At 39.7% G+C, this 20,059-nt stretch carries 17 protein-coding genes; all 17 read right to left on the bottom strand.

Annotated features, from left to right (window positions below; genetic code table 11):
- Positions 1 to 13 precede the first annotated feature (13 nt).
- The 17 genes from G587_RS23820 to G587_RS0120065 all read right to left on the bottom strand — a co-directional run bounded on the left by G587_RS23820 (position 14) and on the right by G587_RS0120065 (position 19,917).
- Positions 14 to 2,848, bottom strand: a complete 2,835-nt coding sequence (locus G587_RS23820) for an FAD-dependent oxidoreductase (RefSeq protein WP_081679548.1) — start codon at positions 2,846 to 2,848, stop codon at positions 14 to 16.
- Between the two features lie 123 nt (positions 2,849 to 2,971).
- On the bottom strand, positions 2,972 to 6,040 hold the full coding sequence (locus G587_RS0120140) for a glycoside hydrolase family 2 TIM barrel-domain containing protein (RefSeq protein ID WP_026493712.1): 3,069 nt from the start codon (positions 6,038 to 6,040) through the stop codon (positions 2,972 to 2,974).
- Between the two features lie 69 nt (positions 6,041 to 6,109).
- On the bottom strand, positions 6,110 to 6,940 hold the full coding sequence (locus G587_RS0120135; protein ID WP_026493711.1) for a carbohydrate ABC transporter permease: 831 nt from the start codon (positions 6,938 to 6,940) through the stop codon (positions 6,110 to 6,112).
- On the bottom strand, positions 6,933 to 7,832 hold the full coding sequence (locus G587_RS0120130; protein WP_026493710.1) for a carbohydrate ABC transporter permease: 900 nt from the start codon (positions 7,830 to 7,832) through the stop codon (positions 6,933 to 6,935). Before G587_RS0120130 ends, G587_RS0120135 begins: the two co-directional genes overlap by 8 nt.
- Positions 7,833 to 8,026: 194 nt before the next feature.
- Positions 8,027 to 9,475 (bottom strand): ABC transporter substrate-binding protein, encoded by a 1,449-nt coding sequence (locus G587_RS0120125; protein ID WP_026493709.1) that lies wholly within the window; start codon positions 9,473 to 9,475, stop codon positions 8,027 to 8,029.
- 250 nt (positions 9,476 to 9,725) lie between these two features.
- On the bottom strand, positions 9,726 to 10,667 hold the full coding sequence (locus tag G587_RS0120120) for a helix-turn-helix domain-containing protein (RefSeq protein WP_026493708.1): 942 nt from the start codon (positions 10,665 to 10,667) through the stop codon (positions 9,726 to 9,728).
- Positions 10,639 to 12,882, bottom strand: coding sequence for a CotH kinase family protein (locus tag G587_RS0120115; RefSeq protein ID WP_026493707.1), 2,244 nt, complete (start codon positions 12,880 to 12,882; stop codon positions 10,639 to 10,641). Before G587_RS0120115 ends, G587_RS0120120 begins: the two co-directional genes overlap by 29 nt.
- 38 nt (positions 12,883 to 12,920) lie before the next feature.
- Complete coding sequence (locus tag G587_RS0120110; RefSeq protein WP_026493706.1) at positions 12,921 to 13,925, bottom strand: glycosyltransferase family 2 protein; 1,005 nt, start codon at positions 13,923 to 13,925, stop codon at positions 12,921 to 12,923.
- Positions 13,926 to 13,951: 26 nt separating this feature from the next.
- Entirely contained in the window at positions 13,952 to 14,623 is a 672-nt protein-coding gene (locus G587_RS0120105) for a DUF4956 domain-containing protein (RefSeq protein ID WP_026493705.1), read from the bottom strand.
- A 19-nt stretch (positions 14,624 to 14,642) separates the two neighbouring features.
- Positions 14,643 to 15,338: a polyphosphate polymerase domain-containing protein gene (locus G587_RS0120100; RefSeq protein WP_026493704.1), complete on the bottom strand. Its 696-nt coding sequence runs from the start codon at positions 15,336 to 15,338 to the stop codon at positions 14,643 to 14,645.
- A gap of 19 nt (positions 15,339 to 15,357) precedes the next feature.
- On the bottom strand, positions 15,358 to 16,785 hold the full coding sequence (locus G587_RS0120095) for a sugar transferase (protein WP_026493703.1): 1,428 nt from the start codon (positions 16,783 to 16,785) through the stop codon (positions 15,358 to 15,360).
- A 97-nt stretch (positions 16,786 to 16,882) separates the two neighbouring features.
- Complete coding sequence (locus G587_RS24865) at positions 16,883 to 17,326, bottom strand: glycosyltransferase (protein ID WP_081679546.1); 444 nt, start codon at positions 17,324 to 17,326, stop codon at positions 16,883 to 16,885.
- 136 nt (positions 17,327 to 17,462) lie between these two features.
- Positions 17,463 to 17,924: a PssD/Cps14F family polysaccharide biosynthesis glycosyltransferase gene (pssD, locus tag G587_RS0120085; protein ID WP_242830119.1), complete on the bottom strand. Its 462-nt coding sequence runs from the start codon at positions 17,922 to 17,924 to the stop codon at positions 17,463 to 17,465.
- 35 nt (positions 17,925 to 17,959) lie between these two features.
- Entirely contained in the window at positions 17,960 to 18,427 is a 468-nt protein-coding gene (locus G587_RS23810; RefSeq protein WP_051201195.1) for a S24/S26 family peptidase, read from the bottom strand.
- Positions 18,424 to 18,693, bottom strand: a complete 270-nt coding sequence (locus tag G587_RS0120075; protein WP_026493701.1) for a PqqD family protein — start codon at positions 18,691 to 18,693, stop codon at positions 18,424 to 18,426. The genes G587_RS23810 and G587_RS0120075 overlap by 4 nt, the downstream gene beginning before the upstream one ends.
- Positions 18,694 to 18,756: 63 nt before the next feature.
- The gene (locus G587_RS0120070; RefSeq protein WP_026493700.1) at positions 18,757 to 18,993 is read right to left on the bottom strand and encodes a hypothetical protein; all 237 of its coding nucleotides are present in this window, start codon (positions 18,991 to 18,993) and stop codon (positions 18,757 to 18,759) included.
- An 87-nt stretch (positions 18,994 to 19,080) separates the two neighbouring features.
- A complete protein-coding gene (locus G587_RS0120065) occupies positions 19,081 to 19,917 on the bottom strand; it encodes a hypothetical protein (protein ID WP_155829638.1) in 837 nt (278 codons plus the stop codon).
- Between the last annotated feature and the right edge of the window lie 142 nt (positions 19,918 to 20,059).

The following is a 20,059-nucleotide window of genomic DNA, read 5'->3' as shown; positions in this document are numbered from 1 at the left end:
TCAATTAATCAGATTACTTCTTTCCGGATGTCTTCTTACCGGATGCCTTTTTACCGGATTTTTTCTTGTCGGATGACTTCTTTCCCGACACCTTCTTAATCAGTATCTTACCTGCACGCTTTACAGCATAAGGACCTACCTTCTTAAACTTGTCCTCTGCGCGTACCATGACACTCGCTTCAGGAATATCCCTGCTAAGATGGATGGCGTCAAACTCACACTTGGTTGTGCAAAGTCCGCAGCCGATACACTTGTGCTCATCAACGGTTGTTGCACCGCAGCCAAGGCATCTGTTCGCCTCCTTCTTAACCTGCTCCTCAGTAAGTGTAAGTCTTAAGTCCTCAAATGTATCCTTTGCTATGCCTGCCTTTTTGCCAGGAATCTGACGAGGTGCATTGTCAAAGCTCTCAATCCTTATATCATCCTTGTCCAGTTCAATAAACTCTCTTCTGTCTCTTGCAAGATCGAGTCTGTTTCCGGGATGAACATATCTGTTTATTGAAACAGCTGCCTCACGTCCACCGGCAATCGCATCTATAGCGAATCTGGGACCTGTGAAAACATCTCCGCCTGCAAAGATATCGGGCTCTGCAGTCTGAAGTGTAAGAGGATCAGCAATTACGCCTCCGTTAGGACGAAGCTCAACCTTTGTTCCCTTAAGAAGGTCTCCCCAAGCGATCGACTGACCAATTGATAAAAGGACGTTCTCACACTTGATAGTGATGGTATCCTTCTCATCATACTTGGGATTAAATCTGCCATCGGCATCCTTTACTGAGGTACACTTCTTGAATACTATTCCAGTAACCCTGCCATTCTCAGTGAGGATTTCCTTCGGTCCCCATCCGTTTAATACTTCGATGCCTTCTTCCTTTGCTTCTGCAACTTCATCCTTCGCAGCAGGCATCTCCTTTTCGCTCTCAAGACAAAGCATGGTAACCTTGGAGGAGCCGGCTCTTACAGCACTTCTTGCAACGTCGATAGCAACATTTCCGCCGCCGACTACTACTGTATCGCCATTAACCTTCTCATTGCGGTCAAGATTCACCTTTCTAAGGAAGTCCACACCTGTCTGGACTCCTTCAGCATTTTCACCGGGCACACCTGCATAGCGTCCGCCCTGACATCCGATTGCAAGGAAAAATGCTCTGTAGCCCTGCTTTCTGAGTTCTTCTATAGTTACGTCTTTTCCTACTTCAACACCGCACTTAAACTCAACGCCCATCTGCTTCATGACATCGATTTCAGCCTCGATGATATTCTTTTCAAGTCTGTAGCTGGGAATACCATTCATGAGCATTCCGCCAGGGCGATTTTCCTTCTCAAATATTGTTACAGGATAGCCGTCTCTTCTAAGGAAGTATGCAGCAGAAAGTCCTGAAGGACCACCACCTATGATAGCAACCTTATACTTATCGGACCACATTCCTCCATCATGCTTTTCGCAAAGAGGTACGTATCTTTTATCCTTGCTAAGATCAAGAGATGCAATGAATTTCTTGATCTCGTCAATTGCAAGAGGCTCATCAATTGTTCCTCTTGTACATGCATCCTCACAGCGTCTGTTACATACAGCACCACAGATCATGGGAAGTGGATTATCCTGCTTTATGAGCTTTAGAGCATCCTCGTATCTGCCCTCAGCAGCCATTTTAATATAGCCCTGAACTGAAAGGTGTACGGGGCAGGCAGTCTTACAGGGTGCAGTACCTGTTTCGTAGCAGTTTATCTTATTATCATCACGGAAGTTGTAGTTCCACTTATCAGGTCCCCATCTCTTTGCATCGGGAAGCTCAACCTTGGGATACTGAACCTCACTGCCGTCCTTCCTGCAAAGCTTCTGTCCTAGCTTGGCAGCACCTGCAGGACATACCTCAACGCATTTTCCGCAGGCTACGCACTTACTCTTATCTACATGTGCTCTATAGGCTGAAGCTGAAAGGTTAGGTGTGTTATAGAGCTGTGATGTACGAAGCGCATTACATACACCGGGAGCGCAGTTACAGATAGCTACAATTTTACCCTCGCCGTCTATGTTGGTGATCTGGTGAACATAGCCATGACGCTCTGCTCTCTCCAGAATCTCATACACTTCCTCTTTTGTTATGTAATGACCGATTCCGCGGCTGTCCATGTACTCAGCCATATCGCCCATTCCAATGCAGTACTCACCACGGATCTCACCTGAACCCTCGCCTCGCATTGTCTGCTGCTTTCTGCATGAACACTCTGATACGCCAAATTTGTCATACATATCAATCCAACGAGACAGATGCTCAACAGGCACTGACTGATTTTCAATGCTGATAGCCTTCTCAACGGGAATGACATGCATTCCAACTCCTGCTCCTCCGGGAGGAACCATCTGAGTTATTCCGCCAAGCGGAAGCTGTGTCATAAGGTTAAAAAAGGTTGCAAGCTGCGGAAACTCATCCGTAAGCTTATCCTGCATCATCATAAACTCAGCAGAACCGGGCACGTAAATCGGCAGCTCATACTGCTTATGTCTGTCCGGAGTCTTTGCGCGGTTCATCTCAAGAACGCCCATCCATACGAGCTTATCTACAATTACTTTGGCCTCCTCAACGCTCATGTTGTTCATCTTAGCAAGCTCTTCGATGCTGTAGGGCACTCTTGTCTTTTTGAATTTTGTAAGGAATCTTGCCTGCTCCTTTGTAAGGATCATATCAAGCATCCAGTACTCAGGATCTCTGTTATTGATCTTTCTCCTTATCTTCTTTGCGTATCTGTCTGTAATCATCGTCGCAAGCTTAAGTACCAGCTTTTCTTTTTCGGGATCCTCTGCCACATAATTCGGATCCTGCCAATAATCATTTTCATTGATCATCGGATCGCCGATTTTCCAGTCTTTCATGTTCATTCTCATAAAAAATACTCCAAACTTTTCTATTATATTTTTCTGAATTAATAAACATAAACCTCTCTAAAAAGAGGGGTTTATGTCTGCTAATCATATGCCTTTAAACCAGAATGTAAAGCTCAAATTCTTTCCCTCCGGAAGTCTGTATTCCGGATGAGGTCTTGCTCCCCAGCTGTCGTCACCTGCTATACCCATCTGCTGCATAGCCGCTCTTACAACTGTGTAGTGAACATTAGGTAGTTCGTAATCGTGCATCGCATTCTCAACCTCATGAGGTGTGAACGGCAGTGCACTAAAGCAAATATTATCACCGAAGAACTTCATTCCTCGTCCTCTAAGATCAGTAACCTTAGCCCATCTTACATCACATTTATTACCGCATTCCTGAGGAACAAGGTATTTTGCCATATTATCAGCAACCTTATTGGAATAAATTCCAATCTTTCCACCGCGCTTTCTGTCTTCGTAGGTTTCTTCCGCCCCAAGTCCATACCAGGTAAGGTTGTCATAGTCAGCATTAAGCTTAAATAACATACCAAACTCAGGCATATCAGGAAGTCCCTTCACAGCTATATAATTCATATCGGTTCTGATAGTTCCATCACCAAATACTTCGTATGTCACTGTGCATTCTGACTCCGGCGTAGTAGGAAGATAATAAGTATATTTAATCTTTACAGTATCCTTTCCTTCTGTAACCTCAGGGAATACCATGTCATGATCAGGCTTACCCTTGATAGAAGGATACATACTTGCAATCTTCCACTGAGCATATCTCTGCTGCATCATGCTTCCGTTGTCATTATCGTTAGGCGCTCTCCAGAAGTTAGGAGCAGGAGCCTTCTCGATCATTTCTCTTCCGGCATACACGTATGAGCAAAGTCCCGCACCCATAACTGAGAACAGCGCGGAGAACTCATCGCCATAAACACCAATATTATTTTTACCATGTACAACATTTAACTTGCTGCTGCACTTGTAAGCCTTTGATATCTTCTTAAGAACAGTCTGTCCAAAGGCAACCTCGTAGCCGCTCTTTGCCCAGAGAGTGTTCTCCTTTAAGCTGAAGGATACAGTAAGCACAAATTCAAGTGTACCTGATGTGAGATTGTAACCACTCTCATATTCCATCATGGCTTCTGTTATCACCTTAGGAATATTGAAGGACTTATTGGACAGCGGCTTAACCGCGATATCCATCTTTGTCTCACATATTTCTATTCCGTTAGCTAAAAGTGTAACCGTAGCATCAAAGGAATCTGTATTAACAAACAAGTTTTTATTAATAACCTTGAACTTGCTCTTTTCAAATGCAACAGAAATATTCTGGTAATTGAACTTAACCTCCTGCATCTTGGGAGAAGGTGTTCTGTCGCCGTAGGCTATTCCGTTACCACTGAAGTTATAGTCAGTAGGTCTGTCTCCGAAATCTCCGCCATAGGCTTCAAAATACTTACCATATCTGTCCTTCTTCAGGATGCTCTGGTCGATATAATCCCAGATAAATCCGCCCTGATATCTGGGCTCAGTATCCGTAAGATCAGTATAAAGATGCATTCCGCCGCATGAATTACCCATTGCATGTGTGTATTCGCAGCAGATAAAAGGCTTCTTTTTATCCTTCTTAAGGTGCTCCTTTATCATCTCAACTGAAGGATACATCTGGCTTTCCATATCGGAAGTATCATTGTATCTTCTGTCGTGGAAAAGCCCCTCATAGTGAACAAGTCTTGTGCTGTCGTGCTCTTTAAAACGTTTACTCATAGCATAGGGAACAGTTCCGCCAAAGGCCTCATTACCAACTGACCAGATAAGGATTGAAGGATGATTCTTATTTCTGTGGTAGCAGGAATCTATCCTGTCAAGAAGCATGGGCTGCCATTCTTCCTTATCCTTGGGAAGCACGAAGTCCTCGGTCTCAATTCCTCTCTCGAAGGGCTCCCAGGTTCCGTGAGTCTCAAGATTATTCTCAGCAATCATGTATAAACCATATATGTCGCAGAGCTCATAAAGTGTGCTGTCATCGGGATAATGACTTGTTCTGATGGCATTTATATTGTGCCTCTTCATGGTCACAATATCCTGAATAACCTCTTCCCTGCTGGGTACACGGCCGTTTGCATGGCTGAACTCATGACGGTTAACGCCCTTAAATACAATTCTCTTACCATTGAGGTGCATGATGCCGTCTTTCATCTCGAATTTACGAAGTCCCACATACTGGCGGATAACCTCGTAAACAGCGCCTCTGGCATCAGTTATTGTCAGATAAAGCTCGTAAAGATTAGGCTCCTCTGCACTCCAAAGATATATTTTCTCAAAGTTACAGCTTCCTGTTGTCTTGCCGGATGCTGACAGCGGAATCTTGCCCTCTAATACCTTCTCTCCCTTGTACAGGAGCTTTAATTCCATCATACCGCTTCCTGAAGTAACTGCACTGATCTCAAGATGTGCTGACTTGTAGTCATCAATCAGTCCTGTCTCAATCCTGATATCAGATACATGTACCTTTGGCACTGCAAGAAGATATACACTTCTGAAAATTCCGGAGAATCTGAAGAAGTCCTGATCCTCACACCAGCTGCTTGAGGTCCACTTAAACACTCTTACAGCAAGCTTATTCTCACCCTTTACAAGTGCATCTGTGAGGTCAAACTCAGCAGGATCAAAGCTGTCTTCACTGTAGCCTATGTATTTTCCATTGAGCCAGAGCGCAAATCCGCTCTCAACTCCCTGGAAGGATATATAGATTTTCTCCCCCTTAAAATCCTTAGGAAGCGTGAAAAGCTTCACATAATCAGCTACCGGGTTGAATCTCTCCGGAATCTCTCCCGGTCTTAAATCCTCTGATCCATCCCACGGATACTGTATATTTACATACTGCGGCTTATCATAGCCTTCCATCTGAATATGAGCAGGAACATTTATCCTGTCCCAGGTGGAGGTATCATATTCCTTTTCCCAGAAATTCAAAGGAGCAGCATTTACATTTTTCGCATAATGAAAATGCCAGATTCCATCAAGGCTAAGCCTATAGCTTGTCTCCCCCGTCATAAGCTCCGCCATTGACTTAAAAGCCACATGATCAGAATGTGCCGGAAGTCTGTTTTCCATGAAAATCTCAGGGTTCTTTACTATTTCATAGTTAAACTCTTTCATAAAAATATTTCCCTCTTTTTTAAGATAAAAAGCGCAGAAAAGATAACTCTCTTCTGCGCCATAAAGGTTTTACTTAACTGATCCTGTAATACCTTCTGTGAATTGCTTCTGCAGAACAAAGAATACTATCATTGTAGGAAGTGAACAGAACAATACGCCCATCATAAGCATACCGTAATCAATTGTATAACCTCCTGCAAGGTTAGCTATAAGCATAGGCATGGTCTGAGCTCTGTTATCTGTCATTACTACTCTGGGCCACAGATATGCATTCCATGAATTCATGAAGGTAATAACAGCTGCTGCTGCATAAGTTGACTTCATAACCGGCATATACATGCGGAAGAAAATAGCAAACTCTGAAAGGCCGTCAATTCTTGCAGCTTCCATGATATCCACAGGGAAGTTTCTGGAATTCTGTCTGAACATCATGATCATAAACGGTGTGGAGATTGCCGGAAGTGCGAAGCCCCATACTGTATTAAGGAGCTTGAACTTACTCATCATGGTGAACAACGGAATCATTGTAGCAACTCCGGGGATCATCATAGCCATAAGGAGTATTGCAAAGAGAATATCCTTAGCCTTGTCATGATAAAGCTCAAAACCATATCCTGCAAGTGAGCAGATAAAAATACATAAAAGTGTCTGTACTGTTGCATAGAGCATTGAGTTACCAAAGGATTCCCAAAGGTTTGAACTCTTCACCAGGTTGTTGAAGTTAGTAGCGATATAGTTACCGAACCATATCTTACCTCTTGATACCTCAACACTGGGGTTTGTAGCCGCTGTAACCATCCAAAACAGAGGGAACACGGAAAAGATTGATACAATTATCAAAAATATGTATGTAGGAATCAGTCTTCGCTGAATCGCGCTTCTATTCTTTTTCTCAGTCACGTGTATCACCTACTTTCAAATTGATTGCAGCTAAGATAGCAACAAGTATAAGTACGAAGAATGACATTGCGGATGCATAACCGAAGTTAGCAACACCCTGTCCAAATGAGTTATTGTAAATGTAATGAGACATTGTAATTGTGGTATTTGCAGGTCCACCGTTTGTGAGGTTGACTGACTCATCGAAGAGCTGCAATGTACCGTTGATTGACATGATGAATGTCATAATGATTACCGGCTTAAGAAGCGGAACTGTCATGTACCAGAATGTTTTCCATGCATTAGCTCCGTCGATCTTTGCTGCCTCATACACTGAATATTCGATATTTTGTAGTCCGGCAAGATAGAATACCATGTTGTATCCTGTCCAGCGCCATATCAGCGCTATGATGATTACGAATCTCGCCGTATTGGTCTGGCCCAGCCAGTTAATGTTTTCATGAATGATACCAAGGTTTGTAAGAATAATATTTACAAGACCCTGTGTAGCAAATATAGATCTGAAAATAAGTGCGTATGATACAAGAGATACTGCACAAGGAAGGAATACACATGTACGGAAAAGTCCGCGGAACTTAAGATCCTTATTGTTAAGAAGCTGTGCTAAAAGGATCGCAAGTATAAGCATGATCGGTACCTGAATAATCAGATACAGGAATGTGTTTCCTACAGATTTCATGAACATTTTGTCCTGGAACATTCTTATATAGTTGTAGTTCCATGGATCAGCCCATTTAAAGTTCTTACCCGTTCCTGTCTTAAAAGAAGTTATAAGTGCCTGTACCATAGGGTAGAAACTCATCACTATGATCATCGCGGATGCAAGAACAAGGAAGAGCCAACCGGCTGCTCTCTGTTTAGCTAAGAGGCTCATTTTCTTTTTCTTTTCCATTTTTGTTCTCCTCTAAAAAACTTTCGTTTACTTCATTTTTAAGAATACGGGGAACCGGAAGCCGATTCCCCGTATAAAAATCCTTCTCTAATAACCCTAATTTAAAAATCCCAATATCATAAGGTAGTTCTGCTCTCGCTATCGCTCGCCAGAACAACAATTCTAACTAGGCTCGAAAGAACCTCGCCAAGTTATCACTGTCCCATCTCAAACTTAACCTGATCCTCAGCGTTCTGAAGCTCTGTGTCGAGGTCAGATCCGTTGATTACGTTTGTGATAGCTGCCTGGATGTATGTACGAGCGTTGTAGTGATAATCACTCTGCTCTACTACAGGAACGTTAGCACCCATTGCAACGATGTCAGCATAGATTGACTGACCGTTGAAGAAGTCTACGCCTTCCTGATATACATCAGACTTAGAAGCTGAGATGCAAGTTCCGATAACACCACCGTTACGAAGAGCGTCATCATATGTAGCAATAGCGCCGTCTCCACCGCCGAATGTGTAAGCGAGGAAGCTCTTAGCAAGCTCAGGCTTTGTGCAGTTAGCTGTGATGTAAAGTGAAGAACCACCGTTTGCTGCGTAACCCTCTTTACCGGAAAGTGTAGGAATAGTTGTGATCTGCCACTTTCCACTTGCCTCAGCGTTCTGCTCCATTGTAGGAATAATCCAGTTACCGTTGAATACGCCTGCTACCTGATCGCCAATGATTGAAGTATCTGTGTACTCTGACCAGTCATTGCAAAGGTAGATAACGCCGTCCTGTGCGCCTGTGATGATAACCTGAAGGATCTTCTTAAGGTCTTCATTGCCTACGAAGTAAGGCTGTCCATCTTTCCACTGTGAAAGGCCTTCAGCCTGCATCATCATGTAAGGAAGATCGTCTCCGTTGTGGTCCATGGAAAGAAGATACTTACCTGTCTTCTCCTTAACTTCACGGCCGATCTCAAGCCATCTGTCCCATGTGATTCCTGTTACATCGTCAATTGTGTAGCCACACTCTTCAAGGATATCTGTACGATATGCGAAGATTGATGTGCCGTTGTCTACAGGTGCGCCGTAGTGCTTGCCATCGATTGTTGAGTAAGAAATCTTCTCAGCACCGAGGTTGCTCCAGTCAATACCTGCATCCTCAAGATCGATCCATGCATCCGGATAGTTTGTAACGTAGTTCTGAATGTAGTGATCCTGGAAAAGAACGATGTCAGGGAGCTGTGAGTAATCACCAGAGTTAGCTGCAAGTGTTACAGCGTTCTCAACGTCTGATGAAGCTGACTGCTCGATGATGTTGAGCTTGAAGTCAGGATCAACTGTCTGATAAGCCTTCTCAGCAGCCTGAAGTGCAGGGATGTTGAAGTTCTTATCCCAAGCATAAACTGAAAGCTCATGCTCACCCTCAGAAGAAACATCAGCTGTAGGTGCCTCTGTCTCCTCAGCAGCTGCATCTGTAGACTCCTCTGTTGTCTCAGCAGCATCTGTGCTCTCTGTTGTCTCAGCAGCATCTGTGCTCTCTGTTGTCTCTGTAGCTTCTGTTGTCTCGTTTGTTGTAGTAGCTGTATCTGCTCCGCTTCCGCCGCAGCCTGCGATCATTGAAAGTGTCATAGCAGATGCAAGTACCATTGATAATGCTTTTCTTTTCATTATTAATGTCCTCCCTAATGAAAATAAATTATTATTCGTACCTGATTCATTTCTTAAGATTATGTCAGATGAGTTTTAGGCATTTTGACTGAAATAATCTCTTTTCGAATCAAATCTATGTATATTATACCAATGGTCATAAAAAATAATGCACATTTTAAAGACTAAAATGTGCATTATCGACCAATTATGAATAATTTTTGAACAGAATATTAATAAACTTAAATGATTAAGTTGGCTTATTTAAGCCTTACCAGCCCTTTAAGGCGTGAATATTGTAGTCAAGGAGCTTATTGGCATAATTATCCTTATTTTTCTTCCATTGATACGGCGAAGTACCCAGGTATTTTTTAAAATTCCTATTAAAAGTCGACACATTGCCGAAACCACATTCCACCGCAACGATTTCCATAGAATGATCTGTCTTCTTCATAGTGTCGCAGGCCTTCTGAACCCTGACCAGATTGAGGTAATCCATGGGAGCCATATTGATTATCTCAGCGAACGTACGTCTAAAGTGTGTTTCACTCATATTGCAGGCATTGGCAAGATCAAGAGCCCTTATCTCATCGGCGTATTTCTCCTCGATGTACTCAATGGCAGGCTTAATGGTCATCATGTCGCCACTACTCTCCATCTCGGTTATAACAGGCTTTTCTGCGTCCATGGGCTTATGTTTTCTCATCATAAGGAACACCAGGGCCTTTATCAGATTCTGCGTAGTCTCTTTGTAATAAGACCTCTTATCCCTCATTTCCTCCATGATACGCTTTATTAATTCAGCCATCTCCTGATCCTCATCAGCATACAGAAGATCCGCCCTTTTATTTATAATCTGGATGGCTTCACGCTGCTTTGGAGTGTTGTCAGGATAAATCTGCTGAACTACTATTTCCGGATCAAAAAAGAAATACTCCCAGAAATTCTCTTCCTTACTTGTAGTGGTGTGAGGATAATTAGGTGGGATAAGCGAGAACATATTTGTCACATACTGGCAGTTTCTCTCATCCAGAACTATTTCGCCATTGCCATATCTGCAATATCCAACCTCAAAAAGATTATGGAAGTGCAGGGCATTCTCCCCTTCCCCATATATTCTGATCCATTTCTCACCAAGAAGAGCCAGACAGCTCTGTCCCTGAGGAATCTCATAAAATCTAAATTCAATTGTCGGTCTCTTTTTTCTTCCCATGTTGTTCTCTGTACTGCTTTATATATTCCTTAAGCATCTCAGGCCTTTTCCTGGCAAAGGCCTTCATATCTTCAACATTTTTTTCCCAGTTTTCATAAGTGTATGTGTCATTGTAAGAATAGTTATATTTTATCATATTACGTAATTTTGTTAACCATCCATCAGTAATATGCCATCTGGAAAAATGTGCTTCCATTTCAGGTGCATATAACGCCCTCATGGTTTCAATCTGTGATACGACATTTTCAGAGGAAAACGTTGTATCAAGACACGCTTCGAGTCTGTTAAAGAATTTCTCTTCGAAGCTTTTGTTTTTTATAAGGCTGTAGAATAATTCACGATTTTCATCGTGATAATGTGAGATACCATTTAAAATCTCTTCACCATAGTTCTCGTTAAAAACATATTCAATAGAATTAAAGTCTGTATACGAAAAAGCTCTATCTAAGTCGTATAATACAAATCTCCACTTATTATCACCATATTCCGAGTCAGATTGATCCGCTCTCCAAATACGATAATTATTCCCCGGCCAATCATAATTACCAAAATATATCTGACAAATGCAATAATCTATCAGATTATCAATATCTACCTTAGAGCTGACATATTTATAACAATCTTCATCTGCCAGATCATTTTTTATAACATAATCAACCAGATCATAGTATTCATTGATATCCTCTTCTGTTCCTGCTTCTACTCGTTTCTCACCAACAGCACCATTGTTTAGCTCTATCAGCTTTAAATTTTCACTTATTATCCCATAATGCCTGTAAAAATAATTCGCATCACAAACTTCTCTGATATTATGTATCCCCCAATATTCTCCATTGATAAAAAGTACAGAGGGTTGAGAAGCCAAAAACGACGCATTCATCTCTCCAGCAATAATTGATATAGCAAGAGAATCGCAAAACATAGTTTTATTAAAATCAGAACCGCTTGCCCTTAAAGTAACAGCGTCGCATTTATCTGCACCTTTATAAAAATCAGAAATAGGCAATACCTCAAAAATATCTCCCTCAAATCCATCTTCATCGGATATAAGCTTAAGACTTTTTGCAGCATTACTTCTCGAAGCTGCACCTGTTACTTTAACCTTTACATCATCGTCAGCGCAGATATCACCGTCTTTATCAAATATTTGAACATGTCCCTTTATTTTCTTATTGCCATAATAATTTGCGGGAGAAGAAAAGTCACTGGTTACACCTTTATTATACTTTTTCCATAACTGATAAGTATTTCCCGGAACATATATTCCATACTTATCGCCAAACATATCCTCCTGATTTACTGAAAGTGAGACTATATTAAAAGTTGTTTGTGGTGAAATAAAATAAGATTTGGTTACAATTTCATCAGATAGTGCGCCATTTTTCATCGTCCTGGCTCTTACAACGGTGCATTTATAATTATATGTGTTTTCCCACTTATACTTCATTATATAGTCATTTGTAGTAATGACATCGCTCAACTTATTAGGCTCATCACTTCTTTCTTTGATAACAATAGGAGCCTTATATATATATGAATTTTCAGTAGGTTCTGATCCGTCTAACGTATAGAGTATTACTGAATCATAGTCATCTGCATAAAGACTTAGTTCAAATTTATCATTATATATGCCTGATTCATGCGAAAAAGATGGAGCTTCCAGAGAAGCATCCATTTTAGAAATAGAGTAGATTGTTCTTGCCCTGTTAGCAGCTCCTGGTGAACTCTTCGAAAAAACCGCCAATTTCTGCGGGTCTCTTGCAAGTCGCCCAACAGATAACCCAATCGGTACATTAAAGTCAGTATCCCATTCATCAATTAAATTATTACAATCATCATAAAGAGATATTTTATCATTAGCATCTATCAGGAAATTAGAATGCAATTCTCCATTCGATGTAACTTTATCTTTCCCAGATGTCCAAACAATAAGATATTCTCCAGCCCCAAGTTTATAATTCGGAAATTCCCATTTTGTCATTCCATCTTCACCGATGTAAAGACATTTACCATAAAGATTTACGGATTTCTGTCCATAGTTGTATATTTCCATCCATCCACTACTATCGCCATCTGCATCCTTTTGTAACCCCAAATTGGTATACATTATTTCATTAATGAGCAGAGTATCTTCCGTATCATTTCCATCATATTTTTTTACGTTCTTATATTCCGTTTCAATACATAAAATCAAAAAAAAGATTAACAGTATCATAAATGATACTGCTAATATTTTATAAAAAAAATGGTGTTTCAATTGCTCTCCCGATTCTTTTTAAACTTCAATTTTTTCTTTATGTTTCTAGCTGATGCATAAAAATCAAAACTCATTATAAATAATTGTAATCTGAACTTATCTTGATTTTTTGCATACGGTAATAAATATACTGCAAAGTCATGATATATCATATACAACCTTTGAATCTCATTCACACACTCTTCATCAGCCAATACATCATTGCAGCGCATCAATTTGTTTGCTCCATCCCTAAAATTGAACAGAGCCAAATCATAGTACTTTTTTTGCAGTAAATATTTTAAAATCTCAGCATTCCCTTCAGGATGATAAAGAAATCGCCTATCATAACTGCTCCTTGTAATACTATGCTCTGACATTACCTGATTGTAAACCACCTTATCAGTCACATAAATTTTCTCACATCGTTCCATTATTTTAGGAAAAACAAATTGATCTTCACTTTTTATAACTTCATCCGGAAATCTTATTCCATCCCATACATTCTTTTTATATAATTTTGCCCAATTAACGATAATAATATATGTTTCATAAATCAGTTGAAGAAATTCACATGCTTCACGATTAGAGATCATTTTATTACTATATTTCTCAGGAATTTCTATGTTTCGTTTTAAACTGATATCATCATTATATTCCGCATAATTCCCTATTACCAAGTCAGTGTCATGTTTTTGTGCCAAAGACAACAAGGTATAAAGTGCATCTTCGGGAAGAAAGTCATCATCATCTATAAAAAAAATATAGTCCCCTTTTGCATTATCAAGCCCCATATTTCTTGCTATACTGATTCCTTCATTCTTTTTATGAATAACTCTGACATTTTCATTCGTCGCTGCATATCTGTCACATATTTGCGGAGAACTATCACTACTTCCATCATCAATTATGATAAGTTCAAGGTTTACATCTTTTTGTGATAGTACACTATCAATGCATCGACTTAAGCATTTTTCTCTGTTATAAACGGTAAGTATTACCGAAATTAGATTATCCTTCACCAAATCCCCTCAGTTTCAATGACTAATCAGCCTGCTACTTCTCCATTATAAGTAACAATATTTATAGCATTTATTCCACCAATAGCCATAATATCATTTGTAATATTTTTTTCTTTTCCCTTTTTAAAGGATACTTCATATGTTAAGTCAACAGCAGAAGTATTTGTATTTTTCATTTTTAGATTCACTTTGGCACAATGCTTTTCCACAATATCAGAAATCTTTTCTTCATCCGCTTGCGCCAAAGCATGTATTATCACAAGGTAGGTTGTATCATCCATAACTCCCTTGCTCATAAAAAACAGTATGATTGCAATTATAATACTCCCCAGGAAAGCAATAGAATATATCCCAGAACCGCAAGCGATACCAACAGCTATTGACCAGAAAATGAAAGCACTGTCCTTTGCGTCCTTTACTGCAGTCCTGAATCTGATAATTGAAAGCGCACCGACCATACCAAGTGACAGTGCCAGATTACTACCAATAATCATCATTACCATCGTTGTTATAACTGTAACAAGTAATAATGTAACATTGAAATTTTTGCTATACAAAACACCTGTATATGTTTTTCTATACACAAAGTGAATAAAAAAAGCCAAAAATACAGATATACATAGTCCAATGACAATCTCTTCTATCGAAATATTTGTATTATTCTCAAGCAGATAATATAAAAGTTCTCTCTTATTCATAAATTATTTTGTCTCTTTCTCAGCCAACAAGTCCTCTTGCCATACAATATTTGCTTATTGAAGAATTAAGAGCTCTCCCTGTACATATAACATCCCTAATATAATCAGGTAACACCCTATTAAATTTGATTTCCAGAATCATAACCGGATCTCTGAAAACAGGAATGAGCCCAAGTGTTTTATCAAACATATTGTCAGAATATGCACAGCGAATGTTTTTATCAAAGGTCACTCTTACGCCAAGTCCGTTATCGACAAAAGCCTCCCTTTCATAATCTACTATAACTTTTGGCGAATAAAGATGATTAATCATATAGTTTTTTACTCTTATAGCAGGCTTTTCACTATATTTATCTAAAAAAGACGCATCTGTGCCGATCATTTTTAACGCTTCATCTCTACTGATTGTCAGAGATTCCTTACTCATAGATGTATTAAATCGATTTTTGACTTCCAGCTTCACCTTATCGGTATCTAAATCATAAATTCGTAATCTAACTTTTTTTCTATTCTCAATACCAGCCAATTTTGTGTAATAGTCAGTATTATCGACAGAATCAAAATATAGACTTCTTATGTAGTATTCCCCATTTTCTTTGGCATATAAATCAGGTTCCATTATCGTTTGCAATAACTGCTTCAGATAATAGTATTCTGCATAATTGATGTAATACTTATGCTCATGCCTTTTTACTATCTGTATATCATCTTTCATTGGTAATCCCCGGTAACTGTTACTTAGCTCCCTTAGATGCAAATACAGCGCCAATAGTCATTAGCAAAATCTTAAAATCAAGAGCAAGGCTCCAGTTATCAATAGCTTCAAGATCAAGCTTAACAACCTCGTCAAAGTCATCTATATCGCTTCGTCCGCTCACCTGCCACATACCTGTAAGACCGGGAGTCATGCTGATGCGACGCCTGTAGTACTCATTGTACTGTTCAAATTCCTTCTCCGTCGGAGGTCTTGTTCCCACAAGGCTCATATCGCCCTTAAGGATGTTCCAGAACTGAGGGAATTCATCAAGACTTGTCTTTCTGATGAATTTACCCACCTTTGTAACTCTGGGATCATTCTCCATCTTGAACATAAGTCCCTTCATCTCGTTATTAACCTGAAGGTCCTTAAGTCTCTCCTCAGCATCCATATACATGGAACGGAATTTGTAGATTTTAAATCTTCTACCGTTTTTACCGATTCTGACCTGTGAGAAGAACACAGGGCCATGATCCTCAAGCCATATTGCAGGTGCAACTAAAACAGTAATAATTGCTGTCAGAATAAGCCCTACTATTGCACCGCAGATATCAATTGCACGCTTTATGAACATCTTCTTATAGCTGTAATCAGGACCACTGTAGGTAATTACATTATGGTTACAGAACTTACCGGTATTGCCAGATGCGCCAAACTCAGGAATATCAAGACTGTAGTGGGTTGTTACACCCATTTCCTTAAAGCCCTCGACCATAGGCTTAATGTAATCCCTTGGAAGGTTAGGAGCACATATAAATACTTCATCAAAAGTAAGCGTAACCATTTTCTCTGTGAGGTTCTTATATCCTGCAAAAACAGGTACTCCACAGATCATCTCAGGTTCAGCATCCGCATCGATATCCTTAACATCAGCATATGCCGCACCAACGATGTTGTAATCCATACTCCACATCTGACTCTGAAGATTCTCAATAATGCCCTTCATCTGATGTTTCTCCGCAATTATAACAACCTGAGAAGCATAGGTTCCGTTATTATAAATCTTAAGCAGAAACTTTCTATAAGCAATGTGTACTGCATAAGTTAGCAAAAAGCTCATCCATGCAAAGTTAAATATTACTGTTCTGGACAGAATATATGACCACTGCAAAAAGAAAGCAAAGGTCAGCGAAGTCACAAACATTACGGCAATGTACTTAGCTACTGCAAAGAATTCCTTGCGATAGCCTCTCTGCATAAAGTTCCCATTCCAGTCTCTGAAGAAACTGTAGAGAGTACTGACCAATATAAAAATGACGAGTGTAGCATAGTGCAGATGCTTACTTCCCCAGTCATTCCTATTTGAGAAACGCACCCATGTAGCTATCTGATAAGTAACCGATATACAAGCTATATCAAGCAGCCACAGACCGTAGGTCTGTATTCCCTTCTGTTTCTGATTCATAATACTCCTCTTTTTAAACGCTACAACAGCGTCTCAAGATCTATCAGACCATTCCTTAAAACTACAAAGATAGTCATTTATCTTAAAAGACGCTGCGTTAAATTCCTTTATGATTATCAATTTCCTTATCACTTAAGTTCTTAGGACCAAGTGAAAAGAAATTCCTAATTCTCTTTGGCAATGGCCATGTGTGCTTTACCGGAACTGTATCTTCTTCAATACATTCCATTACAAGCTCCTCTACCTTATGCTGAGGCTCAATAAACTTTTGAAAGTGATAATCACTGGCATGACCAATCATGTATTCCAGATATTCGACATTCATACAGATAAGCACACATCTGAAATGCTTAAGTGCCCATGCTGCCTCCATCTGATGATCATCAACATGTTCGTGAAATTCCTTTAACCTTGGAACAACAATAATCGGCTTATTGTGCTTAAGCCCTTGCATTATAGTTCCAACCCCACCATGTAAGATAAGCAGCTCACTCTCATCAATACATTTGGAAAAAGTTCCCTGTCCATGAATTGATGGCATTCACAATTCTTTGGGACAAAAGTTGAATTACCATATTGAACAACAAACTTCTTATCCAGCATTTTGGCAGCAAGAATCTCAACCTGTTTCATAAGTCTGTCCATTTGAAATTTCTGCGTACCAACCGAAACAAAAATCAAAATATACCGCCTCCGACTACTGCCTTGTCATATTCCCTTGACAGCTCTGGCCACTGAACTATAAATCGGTTTACATGATTGTATAATAATCTGCCGGTAAGCGATAACTCATTTACTCTTGCGAATGACTCAATAAATATTACTTTCTTGCCCATCCACTTGGCTATCCTGCAAAAAGGATAAGATATAAGTGCTCCGGTAGAAATAACACAGTCAGGCTTTTCTTTTAAAATGATAATAAAGGCCTTTACAAACAGAATCAAGAGTTTTATCGGAAATAAAAGTTCTCGTCTGTTAATCTGCATTACATAGTAATTAACTTCATGTTCCTTACCATAGGTCTGAAAATCATTCTTTTCAGTTACCCAGCAGCAATCATACTTAGAAATGACTTTCTTTAATCTCGTGAGCTCTTCCATATGTCCCCCGGAAGACGCTACCATCAAAACTTTTTTCAAAATAGCCTCCCCAAAAATCATCCAACTATTTTAATTCATACACCTCTGACAAACCTATAAATTCTTATAAGGCTTATCCTAAAAGGTCGCATCAGCAACCATAACTCGTGAAAAAATCTGTATATTCCCCAATTACAAGAATATTCACGTCCGTTTCTAATGAAACTCTCTGCCACAGCTAGTACTTGCTCTCCCCTGAGCGGTCCCTCTATATCCTGTTGGCTTTCCCCTAGAAAATAAATCCCCGAATCATCAATATGATGAATTGTATGCGTAACATATATTGCATCGTCACGCCTGTAGAGACATATGTCTCCGCGCTTAAGAGGTCTGTCAATCTTTGTAAGAATCAGACTATCGCGATTCCCCACTAACAGAGGATACATACTAAATCCAAAAGGTCCTATCTTGACCTTCTGCCCCATTGCAAGTCGTTCCAGATAAATCGGAATCCATGCATCAGTAGGTATCATCTTCTCGCGATCCCCGGACTGTTCCATCATGACTGAATAACCCCAAGCTTTTCAGCCATTGTTATAAACTCTGTAAGATCGGCCTCAGCAGTTTCTCTGTCAACATCGTATTCATCAAGCATCTTGTCCAGGAGTTCCTCCTTAGTCATCTCTCTCCCCTTGAGAGTATTGATGATAAATAACGCTGTTTCGTTGAGATCTGTCATCTTGTCCACATCCATAACCTTGGACCCCGTAGGGACAAGAAACGACTGCCCGGCAACCTCACAAACTGAAAACTCATTGTTGTACTTCATCGTGTGTTACCTTTAAAAAATGTGGCGAAGGCGTATTACCAACGCCACAAAACTAATCAAAAATTAGCGGCGGCCGCAAAACCAGCCAATAATAAGTTCAATGCTTATAGAAATGCCTTTGTTTCGAGACTGAGGTGTTTCAGAACCATTGTTTGAGCACCTCTTCTCAGGCTGACAAGGTCTAGGATTGCAAGGTTTCCAACCAAAGCCAAAGCAACCTGCCTGACCGTAAGCGTATACTCCCTCCAGAGTTCCCTCCATTGATGAGTTAAGAACCGGTTTAACATAACTTTTTTTCATCATTCCACTCCTAAAAATAAATATTAATTTTTTATAAACTTCAGTAAAAGAATATAGCAAAAATGAAATAAACTTTCAAGGCAATAGTTAATATTCAGAATTTCTTAAGAATTCTTTCAAAATGGCAACTGCACTTTCATCCATGTTGCATGAATATTCAATAATTTTTGCCTTTTTAATTATATTTTCAGTTATTTTAGCTCGCCTGTTTGCCATCTCTTCATCCCAGGTCTCACTAAAGGTTGACGAAAAAACGTAGCCAATTTTTTCTTTTAGCGATGGTATTCTTGCGTTATTTTCCTTTGCCTGCTTCAAGAACACGATAGCGCCAAGTTCAACCTTTTTGTTCACAAACTGGCCCGAACTGCCACACCAGGGTAATCCGTAGACATAGAGCTTATTGTCTATTTCTCGGCACACTGTAACATCGCCATCCAGAACCTCACAACCCAGAACCCTGTTCCACATATTCGCCTGAGTACTTTTCCCTGTTCCGGAGGAGGCCGAGAAAACGACCGCCTTATCCTCATCAATAACACTTGCAGAATGAATTGACATAGCGTTCTCGAACAGAATCATGTTAAAAAATGTCTCTCTGAAAAGATTAAAAATAACTCCCTGCATGCTTTCAACATAAACATCATGTCCGATACTCTTGACGTAAGGGCTATCCATCTTATCGCAGAGGTAATACGTAACCTCATGGAAATCATTTTTTAACTCTACAAGCTTTACACCTTTATGTGTCTGATAGGGAAAAAATTGAATAATTGAATCTTTTTTCTTATACACATGAAAAATTCCAATTTTAGTTCCCTTATTCCATAAATATTCTGGAAAAAATGGACGTTTTTCTTCTATATTAATAATCATGTCTGTTTTTTCAGAATTGTTACACAAAAACAGATCAAAGCTTTCATCCATATAGATAGAATCGCCCCTTAATTCTATTACGAAATCAGCAATCTTATACTTGGTTACTTCCACTGACAGTTTTCTCCTTTTTATTAAAAATCTTTTACAAAAACACAGTGCAAACAATCAGTTTCATATCCTGATTATCTGC

The sequence above is a fragment of the Butyrivibrio sp. XPD2002 genome, assembly GCF_000423945.1.
In the GTDB taxonomy this organism is placed as follows: Bacteria; Bacillota; Clostridia; order Lachnospirales; family Lachnospiraceae; genus Butyrivibrio.
Note: the sequence above shows the minus strand (reverse complement) of the source record. Positions and strands in the feature narration are given on the sequence as shown.

Excerpts from the sequence above, each read along its gene's own strand:
- G587_RS23820 (WP_081679548.1), bottom strand. The coding sequence starts at position 2,848 with ATGATCAATGAAAATGATTATTGGCAGGATCCGAATTATGTGGCAGAG.
- G587_RS0120140 (WP_026493712.1), bottom strand. The coding sequence starts at position 6,040 with ATGAAAGAGTTTAACTATGAAATAGTAAAGAACCCTGAGATTTTCATG.
- G587_RS0120130 (WP_026493710.1), bottom strand. The coding sequence starts at position 7,832 with ATGGAAAAGAAAAAGAAAATGAGCCTCTTAGCTAAACAGAGAGCAGCC.
- G587_RS0120125 (WP_026493709.1), bottom strand. The coding sequence starts at position 9,475 with ATGAAAAGAAAAGCATTATCAATGGTACTTGCATCTGCTATGACACTT.
- G587_RS0120120 (WP_026493708.1), bottom strand. The coding sequence starts at position 10,667 with ATGGGAAGAAAAAAGAGACCGACAATTGAATTTAGATTTTATGAGATT.
- G587_RS0120115 (WP_026493707.1), bottom strand. The coding sequence starts at position 12,882 with ATGATACTGTTAATCTTTTTTTTGATTTTATGTATTGAAACGGAATAT.
- G587_RS0120105 (WP_026493705.1), bottom strand. The coding sequence starts at position 14,623 with ATGAATAAGAGAGAACTTTTATATTATCTGCTTGAGAATAATACAAAT.
- G587_RS0120100 (WP_026493704.1), bottom strand. The coding sequence starts at position 15,338 with ATGAAAGATGATATACAGATAGTAAAAAGGCATGAGCATAAGTATTAC.
- G587_RS0120095 (WP_026493703.1), bottom strand. The coding sequence starts at position 16,785 with ATGAATCAGAAACAGAAGGGAATACAGACCTACGGTCTGTGGCTGCTT.
- G587_RS24865 (WP_081679546.1), bottom strand. The coding sequence starts at position 17,326 with ATGCCATCAATTCATGGACAGGGAACTTTTTCCAAATGTATTGATGAG.
- G587_RS23810 (WP_051201195.1), bottom strand. The coding sequence starts at position 18,427 with ATGATGGAACAGTCCGGGGATCGCGAGAAGATGATACCTACTGATGCA.
- G587_RS0120075 (WP_026493701.1), bottom strand. The coding sequence starts at position 18,693 with ATGAAGTACAACAATGAGTTTTCAGTTTGTGAGGTTGCCGGGCAGTCG.
- G587_RS0120070 (WP_026493700.1), bottom strand. The coding sequence starts at position 18,993 with ATGAAAAAAAGTTATGTTAAACCGGTTCTTAACTCATCAATGGAGGGA.
- G587_RS0120065 (WP_155829638.1), bottom strand. The coding sequence starts at position 19,917 with ATGGATGAAAGCTTTGATCTGTTTTTGTGTAACAATTCTGAAAAAACA.